A 15,557-nucleotide genomic window follows, 5' to 3' on the forward strand; every position below is an offset into this window, starting at 1 on the left:
CCGCCGGGGTTCACGGGGGCTCGTCCGCTGCCTGCCGGCGGCCGCAGTCCGGGCACACCCCGGACAACTCCACCGTGTGCCGGACGTTCGCGAACCCGGAGGTCTGCGCCACGGTGTCGGCCCATTCCTCCACTGGGCCGGAGTCGACGGGCCGGCTCAGGCCGCATTCGGTGCAGATGAGGTAGTGGCGGTGTTCGGGGCCCGGGCGGTAGCGGAAGAGGCGTTCACCGCTGGTGTCGCGCACCATGTCGGCCCGGCCGACGCCGGCCAGTCCGGCCAGCGTGCGGTAGACCGTGGAGAGGCCGACCGGTGAGCCGGCGGCGGCGAGCTGGTTGTGGAGGGCTCGGGCGCCGACGAAGCCGTCGGCCCGGATGAGCGCCTCGACCACGATGGTGCGTTGCTGGGTGAGGCGGCCGATCAGCGTGACGTCGTGCGACGGGGTGGGGGTGTGCTGGTGGTCGGGTGCCATCGGGTGCCTTCGCTCATGTGCCGGCGAGGACGGCGGTTCGCGTACGAGGACCGGGGACCGGGCGTCGTATCAGGAAGGTGGCGGTGTAGACGGCCGTGGCGGCGGCCATGATGGCGAAGCTCGGCGGCATCTTCGGCACCGCGTAGGAGGCGAACAACCCCGCCCACATCTCCAGCACCGCCAGCACTGCGGAGAGGGCGAGTGCCCGGTAGGGGCGGTCGGTGAGGCGGATCGCGGCGCCTGCGGGGGCGGCGAGCAGGCCGAGCAGGAGCAGGGAGCCGACCGCCTGGGTAGCCTCGGCGGCGCTGATTCCGGCCAGGGCGAGGAAGCCGTAGCCGAGTAGCCGGACCGGTACCCCGCGGGCGGCGGCCACGGCCTCGTCGAGCGTGGCGAACAGCAGCGGCCGGGCGATGAGGACCACCAGCAGGCCGACTCCTGCGGCCACCAGGGCGGCGACGGCCGCGCTGCTGGAGGAGATGCCGAAGATGGAGCCGAACAGGACGCTGATGCCGGCGGTGCCGTTGGTGGTGCTGCGCGAGGTGGTGTAGAGGGTGATGAAGAAGGCGCCCAGGCCCAGGATCCAGGAGAAGACGCTCCCGATGACCACGTCGTCGGGTCGCGCCTTGCGGCCGAGGGTGCCGAAGAGCAGCGCCATGGCGATGGTGGCGGCGAACAGCCCGAGGCGAAGGTCGGCGCCGAAGGCGAGAGCGGCCATCGCACCGGTGAAGGCGACATGACTGAGCGCGTCGCCGGTGAAGACCTGGGCCCGCAGCACCAGGAAGTACCCGACCAGTCCGCAGGCGGCGGCGATGGCGGTACCGGCGAGGAAGGCGTGCAGGAAGAACGGGTGGGACAGCGCGGACGCGGCGAGCAGCACGGTCATGCGACCACCTCCTTGGCAGAGGGTGCGGCCCCGGCCCGGGTGCGACCGAGTACCTCGCGCAGCGAGCGCCGGCCCAGCGCGAGCAGGTATCCGGCGAAGGCGATGGTCGTCACGAAGAAGCCCAGCGGGTAGGGCCAGTAGTAGGCGGCGGTCAGCCCCAGCCAGGTCGCGGCGAAGGCCAGCAGGACGGCCAGGGCGAGACTCAACGCCGGGCGGGCGGTGAGGACTTGCGCGGTGGCGGCTGGAATCACCATGAGGGCGAAGACCAGGAGGGTCCCGGTGATCTGGCTCGCCTCGGCGGTGGCCGCACCGAGCAGGACGAGGAAGACAACCGACAGGGCGCGAACCGGCACCCCGCGCCCGCCGGCGACCTGCGGGTCGACGGACGCGAACAGCAGCGGCCGCCCGATCAGCGCCAGCACCGCGAGCACCACCGCACCGACCACCGTCAGCACGGTCACCTGGGAGGAGGTGATCCCCAGGAAGGTGCCGAAGAGGATGGTCTGCGGCCCCTCCAGCAGCCCTCTGTACAGGGCGGTGAACAGGAACCCGGACGCGAGCAGGAACGCCTGCACGGTCCCGGTCAGCGCCGACTCCTCGTGCTCACCGCCGCCCCGCAGGGCCGCGATGACCAGCGCAGCAGCCACACACAGCATGAAGTAGCCGTAGACCGCGCTGAACCCGAGCAGGAGCGCTCCGGCAGCGCCGGGGAAGGCGACGGCGGAGACGGTGTGCCCGGCGAACGTCTGGCGCCGCAGCACCACGAACCACCCCACGACCGCGGAGACCACGGCCACGACCGCGCCGGCGCGGAACGCGTTGACCATGAAGGGGTAGGACCACATGTCCTGGAAGTCGGTCAGGAGGTTCCACGACCAGGTTGGTGCCCCTGTCTCAGCCAGCAGCATGACCGCTCCCCGGGGTGTCGTGCCGGTCGGTGTGCACGGCCGGTGCCTCCGGCTGGCCCACCACGACCAGCCGCCCGTCCGAGGTCCGCAGCACCTCGACCGGAGTGCCGTACAGCCGGGTCAGCGTCTCGGAGGTGATGACCTCGGTCGGTGTGCCTGCGGCGGCGCCGCCCTCGGCCAGGTACACCACCCGGTCCAGCTGGTGGAGTATCGGGTTCACGTCATGGGCGACCATGACCACGGAGACGCCCTCGTGATGGCAGATGCGCCCGATCAGCGCTGCGACGGCGCTCTGGTTGGGCAGGTCGAGGCTGTCCAACGGCTCGTCGAGCAGGAGCAGTTCGGGCTGGCGGACCAGTGCCTGGGCGATCAGTAGGCGCTGCTGCTCGCCGCCGGAACACTGCCCGATGGGCCGGTGTGCGTACGCCGATGCTCCGACCAGCTCGATCACCTCGTCCACTCGCGCACGGGCGGCCCGTCGCCGCGCGCTCGGGATCGGCAGCGGCACCCCCCACCGGTCACCGTCCAGGCCCATGCGCACCACATCGATGCCGCGGATGCGCAAGGACGCGTCGAAGCTGCGCCGCTGCGGCAGGTAGCCGATGTGCTCGTTGGCCTGCCCGGGCCGGGCGCCGAGCACCCGAACCTCGCCGGCCGCCGCGGGCAGGGCACCCAGCAGAACCTTGATCATGGTGGACTTGCCGACGCCGTTGGGGCCGAGCACGGCGGTGAACTCGCCGGCCCCGATGCGAAGGTCCACACCCGACCACAGCGTCGAGCCGCCGACCCGCACGGCGGCCCCGCGCAGGGCGACCACCGGATCGCTTCCTGCTCCTGCGGCCGTGTCGTGACCCCCGCCTCGGCGGCCGGGGACGGCGTGGCCGCTGGTGTGGGTGACGGCTTCGCGGGCCTTCGCTATCGGGTTCATGGCTTCAGTTCACTTCCCGGTGGCCTTGGCCAGGGCCCGCTCGATGCCCTGCAGCTGGGTGGTCTGCCACTGCTGGAAGGTGGCCCCGGCGGGTGTGAGGGTCTCGGTGACGGTGGCGACCGGGATGCCCTGGGCCTTGGCCTCCTTGACCTGCGCCTGCACGTCCGGTGTGGAGTTCTGGGAGTTGTAGACGTAGATCTTGATCTTCTTGTTCTTGATCTGCCGGTCGATGGTGGCCTTGTCCTTGGCCGTGGGGTCGGAGCCCTCGCTCATGGCGTCCAGGAACGTCTCCGGGGTGAGCATCTTCAGCCCCAGGCCCTCGGCGAGCGGCGTGACGATGGACTCGGAAGCACCGATCGGGGTGCCCGCGTACTTCGCCTTGATGTCGGCGATGACCTTGTTGTAATCGCCGAGCGTCTTCGTCTCGAAGGTCTTCTTCTGCTGGTCGAAGTAGGCCGCGTCGGCAGGGTCGATCTTCTTGTAGTCGGCGGTGATCTTCTCGATGACCTGGTGGACGTTGTCCGGGGAGTACCAGCGGTGCGGGTTGCCGCCCGGCTTGATGCCGACCAGGTCGCCGATCTTGAGCTGGGTGCGTCCGCTGCCGGGGTTGGCGGCCAGCAGCTTGTCGGCCCAGACGTCGTAGCCGATGCCGTTGACGATCGTGTACTGGGCGCCGGCCACGGTGCGGGCGTCGGCAGCGGTCGGCTCGTAGTCGTGCGGGTCGGCGTCCGGGTTGTTGATGATGCTGGTCACCTTCACGTGGCTGCCGCCGAGCTGGGAGGCGATGCTGCCCCAGAAGTTCTCAGCCGCCACCACCTGGATCGTCCTGCCCGAGCCGCCGCCGTTGCCGGTCGCGGCGGAGTCGCTGGTGTGCGAGGAGGAGGTCGAGCAGGCGGTCGCCGTCACGGCCATCAGGGCGGCCGTCGCGGTGACCAGTGCGATCCTCACGGGCGGCCGGGCGGAACGGGAGGCGGGGGCGGTGGGCATGCGGAGCTCCTTCGGGCGATACCGGGCGCGCAGCGGACACGCGCCGGCCGTGTGGTGACACCTTCGACGCTAGATGGAAATGATTTTCAGATCAATGGCAGATGAAAACCGTTGCCATCTTTTGACCGGGCGCACGACTGCTCGGGGGCTGCGCAAGCAGGGAGTGCGGCGGATGCCGCCGGGACAAGCACTGGCGGCCGTCGCTCACGAGGACCGGGTGTCCTGGTGGGCGACGGCCGCCGAGGGGACGAAGTGGCCGGCCGGCCTGATTGCCGAACGCCGGTTCCGGCAGCCGGCGGTCGCGACCGGCAGTGGTTCAGCAGTCGCGGAACTCCGGCGACTGGTTGAGGATCTGCGCCCGCAGGGAGGTGAAGCGGGCGTGGGTCTCGCCGCCGCGTGCCTCGGGGTGGAAGGCGGCGACGCGGTGGCAGTTCTGGAAGGCGAGGGCGATGCCGAAATGGCGTTCCAGGCTGCCCCGGATCGCGTCACTGGACAGGGCGCGCAGCAGCTGGCCGCGCTCCTTCTCGGAGGGCGGCGGGGTCTGGTTGTCGGCGAACTCCGCCGTGCCGGATCGCAGTTCCTCCGCGAGGCGGGCGATGAGGTCGTAGGCGTACGGCAGGGAGGTGCGCACCGTTTCCACGAAGTCCTGCTCCCGCACCTCGCCGTTCTCGGCTTCGGCGAGCAGCTGCGGGGAGACGTCGAGTGACATGAAGGGCTGTCCTGTTCTGTGGTTCTTTTGGTGGAGGGGATGGGGTCAGGCGAAGACGGTCAGGGCTGCGGGGCCGTGCTGGAAGTCCAGGTCGACCTGGGCGGCGAGGTCCTGGCCGGTGGCCTCGTTGGCCCAGGCGGCGGCGTTGCGCAGGTGGAACTCCACGGTGTGCTTCTGGAAGGCCGCCCAGTCCTTGGGGCGGGTGTCCACGGCCCCGCGCAGCAGGTTCAGGGTGTCGGTGTTGTGCGGCTCCAGCTCGCCGTGAGCGCGGCCCTGTTCCTGGGCACGTACGTAGGAGGACTGCGCGAAGTGCGCGAGGTAGCAGGAGAGTAGGGCACCCGTGGCCGCAGAGTACGACACCACGCGCTCCAGCCGGTTCTTCGTCGTCTCCGCCCGGATCCGCAGCATTCGGCGGGCCGGGTCCAGGTCGTCGGTCCGCAGGGAACACAGTTCTTCGCGCCGCAGGGCGGCGTCGTAGGCGAGCGCGAGCATCACGCGGTTGCGTATCGGCTCGTCCCGGAAGGCGGACAGCACATGCAGCCACTGCTGTTCCCCGGGTATCCACGGCAGCTTGGTCAGGCGGGGCACCAGGCCGCGTTGGTGGCCGCCGAACCGGCGACCGGGCGTGTAGCGGCCGCGTCCCACCGGGTTCGACTCGCGCAGCCCCTCCTCGATGAGGAAGTCGTAGAACAGCCGGACCGGCACCAGCCGCTGCTGCAGCGTGGCGTTCGCCAGCCCGGCGCCGGAGTCGATGGCCAGCACGTTCGGGCCCCGGCGGTTGGGCCGGGTGGTGAGCTCGCGTACGAACACGGCGACGTGCACGCGGCTCGCGGCCACCGGGTCGACGTCCTCCCGCTCGCACACCTGCAAGTACTCCGCCAGACCGCGAGCGTACGCGTCGATCGTGCGCGGGGCGCGGCCCAGATCTGTCCAGACCTGCAGCCACTCGGCTGCCTGCTCGTGCCGACCGAAGACCGGCCACTTCTCCTCCAGCACCGTCGAGATGCCCAATGAGTCTCCTCAGTTCGTGGTGACGCCGCGGGGCACAGGATGGACCCCGCGGCGTGATTCCACGTAACTGATAAGTACCTGTCGGACGAGGGCTACCGCCGCAGGAACGCCAGCAGCCGCAGGGCATCCGGGCCCCGGAACTCGCGCCAGTCCATGCCCTCAGCAGCAAGGAAGGTGAACAGGCGCCGCAGGTCGTACGCGTACGCACAGATCGTGTGCGGCGAGAAACCCCGGTCGACCAGATGATCCAGAAACCGGCAGGCTGCCACGACTGGCTCACCGTCGCCGTCGACCAACCGGACTCGCCGTACGACACCGCCATCACGTTCCTTGACCACCCGCACGCCGGCCTCCCGACCCTGCACTCAGGTGGCCCAGCGAACCCAGCACCTCGATCGCCACGGCGCTGGTTCAGGCGTCACTCGAAGGTGTCCAGATAAGGAGATGTACGGACGGTTCGAGCTGGACATGGCCGCGCACCTCGACATCACGCTGCCCACCGTGCCGGGCCCGCGCACCGCACGGGATGCCCAAGCCGGTGCCGGGGAGCCGACGGACTGTACAGGGGTGTGAACGGCTGGGGCGCCACGATGGTCCCGGGCGGGCCCGGTACAAGACCCGCCCGCCGGGCGCGGGGCTACAGCTTGGCAACCTGGCCTCCCGCCGCTTGATACCCCAGCCATGTTGGGTGTCGCACAGGTACCCCATACCTAACGGCCGGGGCAGACCGGATTCGCCGGCACGCGTACCGGGAGGCTGGCTCTTTCGTCGGCGGTGAACTCGCGGGAACCGATAATGCGGCACAGATCGCGCTGCCACGCGGCGGGGTCGAGGGCGAGGGTGCCTCCCATGCCTTTCGGGTCGGCGTAGAGCAATGTCTTGCCGTCCGTCGAGGCGTCCAGAAACCAGTACAGGTGTTCCAGATCGCTGGTGGGCGGAGCGCCGAACTCATAGGAGTCCTGGTAGGCGCGTTCACCGATGCGGTAGGTGCGTACGGTGTTGTTGGCGGCGATGAGGTAGCGGCCGTCGCCGTCAAGGAATCGCGCTGTCCACCGGGTGGTGTCGTCTTCGCCGAGGCTGCGGAAGGGGCCGAGTTCCCTGCGCAGCGGGTCGCGCCGCCACAGCTCGACCACCGATCCGCGGCGCATCAGCGCGAAGTAGCGGCCGCTGCGGTCGAATTGCACGCTGAGGACATCGTCGGTGGTCCTCACGGTGTCTGTTGTGCGGCCGGTGGTGACGTCGACGATGCGGATCACGGGATCGCCCAGGGTGATGACGGACACCTTGTTCGGGGCCGGATAGGAGCCTATCAGTGTCTCCGGGGGGCCTTGGGGGCCGTTCTGGGGTAGCAGGGTCTTGATGTCGACGTGTGCGAGCCGTTTGCCGGTGTGCAGGTCCCACTGCTCCACCTGGGTTCCCGAGACGGTCAGCAGGTTCCCGCTGGGGTCGAAGAAGTAGCTGAAGTCCCATTTCGCGGGCGTGCTGCTGCCGCCCAGGATCGGGGGTGTGGCCTCGCCCCGGGTCGGTGGCGGCGAGGCGGCGGTGATCGCGGCCGTCTGCCGCAGGGTGGAAGCCTCGCGCACGGAGACCACGTTCACGCCCTCACGGTCGGCGAGGAGACTTCCGTCGCGGCTGAACGCCAGTACATCACTGTCGTCGGGCTTCCAGTAGGGCTTCGGGCGCGGAGCCTCGGCGAGGATCCGGTAGCTGTCCGCCCCTGAGGGCCTCAGTTGCAGACTGGACCCGTCGGCCAGCACGAGGACCATCCTGCTGCCGTCGTCGGTAAGGGCGTCCTTACCGACGTCGAGTATCTGGTCGCCTGCAGGGAGTTCGCTGTAGCTGATCAGTGAGCCTCTCGACTCCGCGTTGAACAGCTTTCCGCCGGCCCCTGACACCAGGCGGGAGCCGTACCCCTGCCCGTCATCCGGGACACGGGAAACCACCTTTCCCCGGTCCAAGTCCACGACGCGCCGAGCGTCGGCGTACCAGAGGGCGACCTGGTGACCGGTCGTATCGACGTCGCCAGTGCCGAGGGTGCACAAGTCGGTCTTGTAGCGCTGGTCCTGCTCGCGGTACGGCTGCCCCTGCTGAACGCTGTCGGAGATCCGCAGGAGGCTCAGGGCGGTTTGGCTGGACTCCTTGCGGCAGACCACCACCGAGGTACGGTCCCCGGAGAGCCCGAACGCGTCTGCCTGGGAAACGACGGTCCGTGTCGCGCCCGTGGCCGTGTCGATAGCGATCAGGCCGTAGATGTGCTGCTTCTCCGGCCCGGCGACCTGGACCAGCAGGGTCCGGTTGTCCGCACCGATCGACAGGTCGAACGCGGTGTACGTGGGCGCGGGCACGGACCCGCCCAGGGTGTTGCTGTCCAGGTTCCACCACACCAGGCGGTCCTGCACCCTTGAGACGATCATCGTGCCGTCCAGCGACATCGAGGAGTGGGCGCTCTTGTCCGAGCCGGTGGCCGCCCCCGGCGCGTCCGGCAGTTTGTGCACCTGGCCGACCGGCTGGACGGCGTCGGCATCCACGGAGAACCATGAGGCCTTGCCGTCCTCCTGGACATAGCCGGCCCGCTTTCCGTCCGCCGAGACCATCGTGTACAGCACCTGGCCGGTGGAGGGGACCTGCTCGCTGCGCACGGTCCCGGTGACGGCGTGTACGAACAGCATCGCCTTGCCCAGCTTCGAGGTGGCCAGCACCACATTGCCGTCGCGGCTCGTCTGGAACCGCTGGACGGTTCCCAGCAGACCGGACAGGACACGATCCTTGCCTGAATTCGCCACATACGTGCGCAGCAGCTGGTTGCGAGCCTCCTGGGTGGGCGAGGTCTGGTAGGCCGCCAGTGCCAGCATCGTCGAGCGGACGGGGTCGACGGATGCCGCATCCTGCGATGCCTGCGTCAGGGCGCGGGAGGTGGCAAGGGCCTCGCGTTCCTCGCTCTGCTGCCGCGCGGACACGAACAGCGTCCCGAACACCAGCGCCAGCACCACGATGATGGCGGTCCCGGAGACGAGTGCCCGACTCTTGCGGGTCCGGGAGCGGCGGTAGGCGCGCCCGGCTTCCAGGTAGGCGTGCTCCGCCGTGTTCAGGTCGCGGTCGCGCTCGGGCAGCCACTGCCGGCTGCCCGCCAGCAGGGTCGTGGTCGGCAGCAGTTCGGGGGTGCGTGCTGCATGCTCCCAGCGGTCCCTGTCGTGCCGCAAGGACTCCCGCCACACCAGGAACGCACGGTCCTGGGTGACCCAGTCCGCCAGCTTGCGCCAGCCAGTGATCAGTGCCTCGTGCGCGAGTTCTACGGTCTGGGTGCCTTCGGCGCTGAGGGCGGTGACCAGCAGTCGGGTGGCGGCGAGTTGCTGGGCGATGCGCCACTCGTCCTCGCCCAGATCCGTGCGCGATGCCATGCGGCGCGTGGCCGCCGTCGTTCCGGTAGGTATGCGGATCAGCCGGGTGAACAGCCGCCGGGCGGCTACTTCGTCCTTTGCCGGGACGTTTCTCGCCCAGACCTCGTCGGCGTGTGTGCTCAACGCACCCGCGATGCCGCCGAGTTCCTCATATGCCTGGTGCGTGAGCAGGCCGCCGGCCTGGTTCTGCCACAGCAAATCGAGGGTGAAGCCGAGCAGTGGCAGGGCGCCCGGCTCGGTGCCGGTGTCGGCCAGGATGCGGTCGGCCAGGTGCGGTTCGTACCGCACGCCCGGGACGGATGTGACGGGCACGGTGATGATGTCGCGGAGCTGTTCGTGGCTCAGCGGCCCGAGAGCGTAGACCTGCCGGCGCACGAAGGGCCCGAGGCGCGGATGTGCGAGGGCCGCCTCCAGGAAGTCGGCCCGCACCGTGATCAGCACCCGGACCGTGCCCGGCAGGCTGTCGTCGAACAGGACACCGGCCAGCTCGTCGGTGGCCACCAGGCCGAGCTGGAGCAGCTCCTCGAACTGGTCGACGATGAGGACCAGTTGGCGACTTCCGTGCCGTCTGAGTAGGAAGGGAACGACATCGGCCAGTCCCTGCGGCTCTTTCAGCCAGCCGGTCATGGCGGGTATCCGCAGGATCCGGTCCGTCTCGGACAGGTCGGGCTCCAGCAGCGACAACAGCGCGGCGGCGAGCGCGGCCAGGGGGCTGCTGCCGGAATCGGGGCGCAGGTCGAGCACCGAGGCACCGGAGGCCCGCAGGAGCGGCACGACTCCGGCCATGGCCAACGATGACTTGCCGGAGCCCGACGGGCCGACGAGAGCGGTCCACCGCTCGCGGGCGACCAGGTCGGCGAGCTCGCCGCTCTCGGACCGTCTGCCGTGGAAGACCGGTGCATCGGCCTCCTGGAAATGCGACAGTCCACGGAACGGCGAGGGCGGCAGCGCGAGTTCCCGCAGCGGCGGCCAGGCCGACAGCAGTCCGTCGGTGGGGATCAGGTAGCCCGCCGGAGGCTCTCCGGCCTCGGCCACCGCCACCATGCCGATCACACCGACGAGTTGCTCGTCCCACACCGGGCCGCCGCTGAACCCTCTGGAGATCCGGTAGCCGTTGGCGGCCAGATCGGCCTGAACCCATCCGTTAGCCTGCCGCGCCCGCAGCACGCCGGAATGCCAAACACCCCCCGGACGCCCGGCAGGGAAACCGAAGGTCCGCACGGGGTGTCCCCACACGTCCTGAGCCTCGACCAGCCGGATGGGCCAGCCCCCAGGCAGCGGAGCGCTCAGCCGCAGCACGGCTACGTCCCCGGTGGTGGACGACCGCGGTGGCACCCAGTGCTCCACACGAGCCGCGACCTGCGGCCCGTCTCCCCCAGACGGGGACAGCAGGGGCAGGTCGACATTGATCAGCGCGTCGGCGGCCGGCTCGACGCCTTCCGGCAGGCCAAGCGCGGCCGAGACCACGTGCGCGCAGGTCAGAGCCCGCTCTGCGGTGACCAGGAAGCCCAGGCCCACCGAGGCGCCCCGCCCGTCACAGATCCGCAGGACGGCCGTGTCAAGAGCCCCCGGACCGGTTCCTCCGGCCGCACCGGAAGCCAACGGCATCACCGTGCCGGTTCCGGGGACGAAGCAGGTGTGGTGGAATCCGAATCATCGGACGGTGGCCGGTGCCAGGTGAGCGACACCTTGAAATTGGCCTGAGCCGCCGTGCTGGAGATCACCACATCGGCCTCGGCGGAAAGCGACACCCCGAACTCGACACCGATCTCATCAGGCGCGTCAGCTATCCCACGGAAGCCCTCCACGAGATGCTGCGCGACCGGCCGGACCCCAACCAGCATGTCGCCCAGAGACCGCGTGGCCCGTGCCACGATCCGGCCCGGCCCGGCGACCTGGACCAGCCCCTCCCCGACCTGCTCGATCTCGACCTTCACCACGTCCGCCGTCCCGCCCACCACGCCTACCGGCAACTCCACCAAATACGTCATGGATCCCCCCTTCGGACCGGAACTTCCGTCCCGCCGCATGTGTTCCGCTGCACTACTACCTCATCGGCACCGCAGCCAGAATCCTTTCCCAATCAACGCCAGATGAGAACCGGCCTTACTGGCCAAGCCGTCCCCGTTGGGATCGAGAGCGGTCGCGCATGAACCTCCGTGTCAGAGTGCGGCTGGCCGGGAGGCCATCGCGCAGAAGGATGTTTCATAGGTGTCACCTGTGAAACACCGTCACCCGGCGGACATGTCCAGGGCGAATCACGTTTCATGAGTTGTTACAAACGACTCGACAGTTTGAAACCACTCATGAAACAGTCGGGGCTCGTGAGCGACGACTTCAATGTCAGCTTCCGAAGTCGGTTGCGCGTATGACCGGAGTCGCCTGCACACGCTGGCACCGGCGGGGCGCCGGATCGCGACCGTAAGGGCGCGGCATGGGAAGCGCAGGTATGGACCGGATCCGATTGGTCTGGGTCTGAGCGCGTGCACGATGTGATTCCCGGTGGCCGCCGAGGTCGCGCCGATGCGATGCCGCCCGGTGGCGGAGGAGGCCTTTCCGGTGCTCAAGTCCCAGGAAGCGCAGAGTTGGTGAAGCGGCGACTGGCGGCTGCTCAGGGCGTGCGGGTGGGGGCGCTTTCCGGGAGCTTCAACAGCCAGAAGCCGTATTCTTGCTTCTCGTACGCCTGCGAGGTCAAACCTGGGAAACCTTGTCCGGAGGTTCCGGCCGCGACGGCTCTGCCGTCTGGGCTCACCGCCACTGCGTTGGTTGTGTTCCCCGTGAGCTTGGCGATGAGGCGGCCGGTCCTCGTGTCCCATACGCGGACGCCGCCGACCCCACCGGTAACGAGTGTCTTTCCGTGAGGGCCGAAAGCAACCGAGGCACATGCCTCGCTGGTAAAGGTGGTGACCGCTCGGCCGGAGCGTGAGTTCCACAGGCGAACGCCGCGCCTACCCCCGGTGGCGAAGGTGCTGCCGTCGGGGCTGAAGACCACGGAGACCGTGGGCTCCTTGAGAACGGTCATGGAGAGGCGGCCGGTAGTGACGTCCCACAGCCAGCACTGCCCCTCGTCGTCCCACCCCGCGCCGCCCGCCAGGGTCTTGCCGTCGGGGCTGAACGCCAGGCCCCTGACCCCGTCACTCGTGAGGTCGGCGGTGATGACACCGGTGGCCGGATCCCTCAACTGAACGCCGGCGCGGTCCATGGAATCGTCGCCGGTGGCCAGGGTCTTGCCGTCGGGGCTGAATGCGATGGGCACGTAGCGTTGCCCGTCGTTCACGGAGATGCTGCGTCTGGTCTGCACATCCCACAGGCGGAGGGTATCGGCGCTGGTAGCGATGGTCTTGCCGTCGGGGCTGAACACGACCGTGCCAATGCGCTCGCCAGTGAGTTTGCTGGTCGTCTTGGAGGCGCCTGCGTTACCTCCGCTTCCGTCGTCGCCCCCGTCGTCGCGGCGCGGCCACATCACCGCCGCGGTGGCGGCGCCCGTACCGACAACCGCGAGTGTGCCGAGAACGAGAGCGCGCCGCCGGATACCACGGCGGGGCGCAGGCAGCTTCGCCCGGCTGGCACCTTCTCCAACCAAAGCCTTGAGCTGCGGCCCGGAGACTTCCCGAGGGCCGACTGGGCTGGGCAACCGGGTCTCGGAGGACAGGTCTGCAACCGCCGCTGCGTCCGACTTCCGGTGCTGCGACGGCGGTGCCGTGTCCGCGGCACGGTCAGGTGCTCCGGGGCGGACTGGCGGTGTTGCTTGCCCGGCACTTGGGGTCGTGATGGACGCGTTCTTGGCCACGGGGCATTTGTCGGCGGTGTCCGTGCCGCGCTGGTTGGGATGCGGCAGGTTGCTGGCAATCAGCCTGCGCCTCAGGTGGGGGTATAGCTCAGCGAAGGTCAGAACGGGCGGACCACCAGCGATCCCGGTACTGATCAGGTCGAGGAGTTCTCCGGTGAACGCGGTACACGCACCAGCCTGACCCGCATGAGCGACGCGGTCGGCGGCGGTGAGCGTATAGGTGCCGCGTATATCAGTGCTGTCGGCCAGAAAATTTCCGTCCCCAGCAAGGATGTCGATGGCACGACCGGAGTAGCAACAGTCCAGGACAACGGCTTTGACCTTGGCGGGGCTCCCCAGCAAAGCACTCCGGATCTTGGAGTACTCCAGCCCGGTAACGTCCGCTTCCTCAGCGATGGTGTCGGTCACCGCCAGCACAAGGTCGCCATTCGCGGTGACAGTGCCGTGGCCGACGAAGTACACCAGCAACACACCGTAAGTCTCCTGAGCAAGGTGACGCAGGTCACTGATCACGCGGCGACAATCCACTGGGTCGGGTATACAAGTGACCCGGTCCTGGGGCCAGCCGCCCGACTCCTCGTTCACCAGCATTTGGTGGAGTCCCCGCAGGCTCTTCTCAGCAGAAGGCACCGGTGGGAAGGATGGGTCTTGGTATTTGGAGACCCCGATCAGCACCGCGCGAGAGCCGGAGCGATTGATTCGATCAGGTCTCGGAGTCATCGACGCTTTCCAGCACCCGAGTGATCAGACTGACCGGGTCGCTGACGCGACGGGCATCGACCTCGATCGTGCGGCCGTTGGCCGTGATAGTGACCTTGATGTCCGAACGCCGCGCACGCAGCCACGCGGACAGTGACTGGGCCAGCGCCACGCCTACACCGCCAGAGCCCACGGCAACACTCAGTACGTCAAGCGCACCACCGAGATCTGTCTCTTCGATGTCCCTGCGCACGACCCGGACCGTGCCCTGCAACTCGCGCTCTGCGCTAAACCAGCTGGCAAGCGAGGCCAGCTCACCGACCTCGTCCCCACCACTGATGCCGATCAATGTGTCCATGACCACTCATTCTTCCAAGGCGATCGCCTTCAGGAGAGAAGTTGACCTCTTTCCTTTGCCCGAGTCCCTCTTGATTACAGAGCGCTCCACGCCACCTGGCCGCAGCTTTGCGAGCGCACCCCCGTCTCCCACCGGCGGCCAGGCCAGGCCAACCTGCCGTCAACCCGGTGGACACGGGCGGTCGGATCGAACTGCGGCCCGCCTGTCGTCAAACGATCGAATGATGGCAGGCGCCGCGCCCGTCCAATGGACCGTGGATTTTCGGGGCCCGAGGTCGGCGCCGATCCAATCAGATCCAATGGTCATTGATGACAGGGTTTGACGACGGGTATGTTCTGTTCCTCCGTCAGAAAGGGGCTCCCGGTGGCGAACCTGGTCTACAAGCGGGTGTCGACCGACCAGCAGTCGACCGCCCGGCAGGACCTCGTCCTGGCCGAGGTCGGGATCGAGGACCCGGTCGTCTTCGAGGAAGAGGCCGGCACCTCCAGCCGCCTCCACCCGCTGGAGCGGCCGAAGTTCGGCGAGCTGCTCGACTACGCGCGGCCCGGCGACACCGTGCACATCTCCGAGATGTTCCGCCTGGTGCGCGGCAATCAGCACATCCTCGACGTGCTCGAAGTGCTGCACCGCGACCGCCTCGCCCTGCGCATCCACGATGGCGCGTTCTCCGCCATGGACCTCACCGCCCGCCACCCGCGCACCATGGTGCAGACCCTCGCCGCTGCCGGCGAACTCCAGCGGGATCTACAGCGGGAGCTGACCTACGACGGTCTGCGGGCCGCCGAGGCCAAGGGAAACAAGGGCGGGCGCCGCCCCGCCGTCCCGGCCGACAAGACCGACGACGTGCGCACCGCGTACCTGGAAGGCCGCTCCATCGCCGCGCTCGCCCGCGAACACAACGTCAGCCGCGGCGCCATCCGCACCGCCGTCGCCGATCTCCTGCCTGAGTACACGGCCGCCGACCCAGGCGCCCCGGCCCCGGAACTGCCGGTCGTCCTCGACATGCCGGGCAAGGTCGCCGACTTCCTCCGCGCCGCCGAGCTGGACGACGTCGAGCGGGCCGCGCCCGACCAGGGCGCGACCGTACGGCGCGGCCAGGGGCTACACCCTGCGCGTCTCCGCCGTCCCCGCGATCCACCGCCGACTCCTCGCCCGTTGCCAGCCCCTCGATAGCGGCCAGGGCGCCCCGGCGGTCCCGGCCCAGCGCAAGGCCCGCCGCGAGTACGAGAACCGCGTCAACGCCCTCGTCGAGTGACCACCGCGCCGTTTGCGGCTGGTGACAGAGTTCTTACCGGCACGTCGGCCGTGGGTTCAGCGTGACCGAGGTGCTTTCACCGGGAACCCACGGCGTTTTCGGCAGGCAGGCATGAAAGTGCGGTGGGTCCGTTGCCACTGATTCGGCAGGTCCTTCACCACT

14 protein-coding genes are annotated in these 15,557 nt (G+C 69.0%); 2 read left to right on the top strand and 12 right to left on the bottom strand.

Features of this window, described 5'->3' with window-relative positions; genetic code table 11:
- Window positions 1–10 precede the first annotated feature (10 nt).
- The 8 genes from ACWEKM_RS37000 to ACWEKM_RS37035 form a co-directional block, all read right to left on the bottom strand.
- A complete protein-coding gene (locus tag ACWEKM_RS37000) occupies window positions 11–469 on the bottom strand; it encodes a Fur family transcriptional regulator (protein ID WP_451625663.1) in 459 nt (152 codons plus the stop codon).
- Between the two features lie 13 nt (window positions 470–482).
- On the bottom strand, window positions 483–1,352 hold the full coding sequence (locus ACWEKM_RS37005; protein WP_451625664.1) for a metal ABC transporter permease: 870 nt from the start codon (window positions 1,350–1,352) through the stop codon (window positions 483–485).
- Entirely contained in the window at window positions 1,349–2,260 is a 912-nt protein-coding gene (locus tag ACWEKM_RS37010; protein ID WP_451625665.1) for a metal ABC transporter permease, read from the bottom strand. Before ACWEKM_RS37010 ends, ACWEKM_RS37005 begins: the two co-directional genes overlap by 4 nt.
- On the bottom strand, window positions 2,247–3,188 hold the full coding sequence (locus ACWEKM_RS37015) for a metal ABC transporter ATP-binding protein (protein ID WP_451625666.1): 942 nt from the start codon (window positions 3,186–3,188) through the stop codon (window positions 2,247–2,249). The genes ACWEKM_RS37010 and ACWEKM_RS37015 overlap by 14 nt, the downstream gene beginning before the upstream one ends.
- 9 nt (window positions 3,189–3,197) lie before the next feature.
- Window positions 3,198–4,175, bottom strand: a complete 978-nt coding sequence (locus ACWEKM_RS37020) for a metal ABC transporter solute-binding protein, Zn/Mn family (RefSeq protein WP_451625667.1) — start codon at window positions 4,173–4,175, stop codon at window positions 3,198–3,200.
- 316 nt (window positions 4,176–4,491) lie between these two features.
- Entirely contained in the window at window positions 4,492–4,884 is a 393-nt protein-coding gene (locus tag ACWEKM_RS37025; protein WP_451625668.1) for an SCO5389 family protein, read from the bottom strand.
- Between the two features lie 45 nt (window positions 4,885–4,929).
- Entirely contained in the window at window positions 4,930–5,895 is a 966-nt protein-coding gene (locus ACWEKM_RS37030) for a tyrosine-type recombinase/integrase (RefSeq protein ID WP_451625669.1), read from the bottom strand.
- Between the two features lie 92 nt (window positions 5,896–5,987).
- Complete coding sequence (locus tag ACWEKM_RS37035) at window positions 5,988–6,239, bottom strand: site-specific integrase (RefSeq protein ID WP_451625670.1); 252 nt, start codon at window positions 6,237–6,239, stop codon at window positions 5,988–5,990.
- Window positions 6,240–6,339: 100 nt separating this feature from the next.
- Here ACWEKM_RS37035 and ACWEKM_RS37040 point away from each other — a divergent pair, with 100 nt between their 5' ends.
- Window positions 6,340–6,468, top strand: a complete 129-nt coding sequence (locus ACWEKM_RS37040) for a hypothetical protein (RefSeq protein ID WP_451625671.1) — start codon at window positions 6,340–6,342, stop codon at window positions 6,466–6,468.
- A gap of 137 nt (window positions 6,469–6,605) precedes the next feature.
- On the opposite strand, the gene ACWEKM_RS37045 is transcribed toward ACWEKM_RS37040, so the two are convergent.
- The 4 genes from ACWEKM_RS37045 to ACWEKM_RS37060 form a co-directional block, all read right to left on the bottom strand.
- Window positions 6,606–10,895, bottom strand: coding sequence for an nSTAND1 domain-containing NTPase (locus tag ACWEKM_RS37045; RefSeq protein ID WP_451625672.1), 4,290 nt, complete (start codon window positions 10,893–10,895; stop codon window positions 6,606–6,608).
- 5 nt (window positions 10,896–10,900) lie between these two features.
- The gene (locus ACWEKM_RS37050) at window positions 10,901–11,284 is read right to left on the bottom strand and encodes a CU044_2847 family protein (RefSeq protein ID WP_451625673.1); all 384 of its coding nucleotides are present in this window, start codon (window positions 11,282–11,284) and stop codon (window positions 10,901–10,903) included.
- A gap of 620 nt (window positions 11,285–11,904) precedes the next feature.
- Window positions 11,905–13,803, bottom strand: a complete 1,899-nt coding sequence (locus tag ACWEKM_RS37055; RefSeq protein ID WP_451625674.1) for a caspase, EACC1-associated type — start codon at window positions 13,801–13,803, stop codon at window positions 11,905–11,907.
- A complete protein-coding gene (locus tag ACWEKM_RS37060) occupies window positions 13,787–14,140 on the bottom strand; it encodes an effector-associated constant component EACC1 (RefSeq protein ID WP_451625675.1) in 354 nt (117 codons plus the stop codon). The genes ACWEKM_RS37055 and ACWEKM_RS37060 overlap by 17 nt, the downstream gene beginning before the upstream one ends.
- A 363-nt stretch (window positions 14,141–14,503) precedes the next feature.
- Here ACWEKM_RS37060 and ACWEKM_RS37065 point away from each other — a divergent pair, with 363 nt between their 5' ends.
- Window positions 14,504–15,313 carry a recombinase family protein gene (locus tag ACWEKM_RS37065; RefSeq protein ID WP_451625676.1) on the top strand — a complete coding sequence of 270 codons (810 nt, stop codon included), beginning with the start codon at window positions 14,504–14,506 and terminating at the stop codon, window positions 15,311–15,313.
- Window positions 15,314–15,557 lie beyond the last annotated feature (244 nt).

The sequence above is a fragment of the Streptomyces sp. NPDC004752 genome (genome assembly GCF_053601275.1).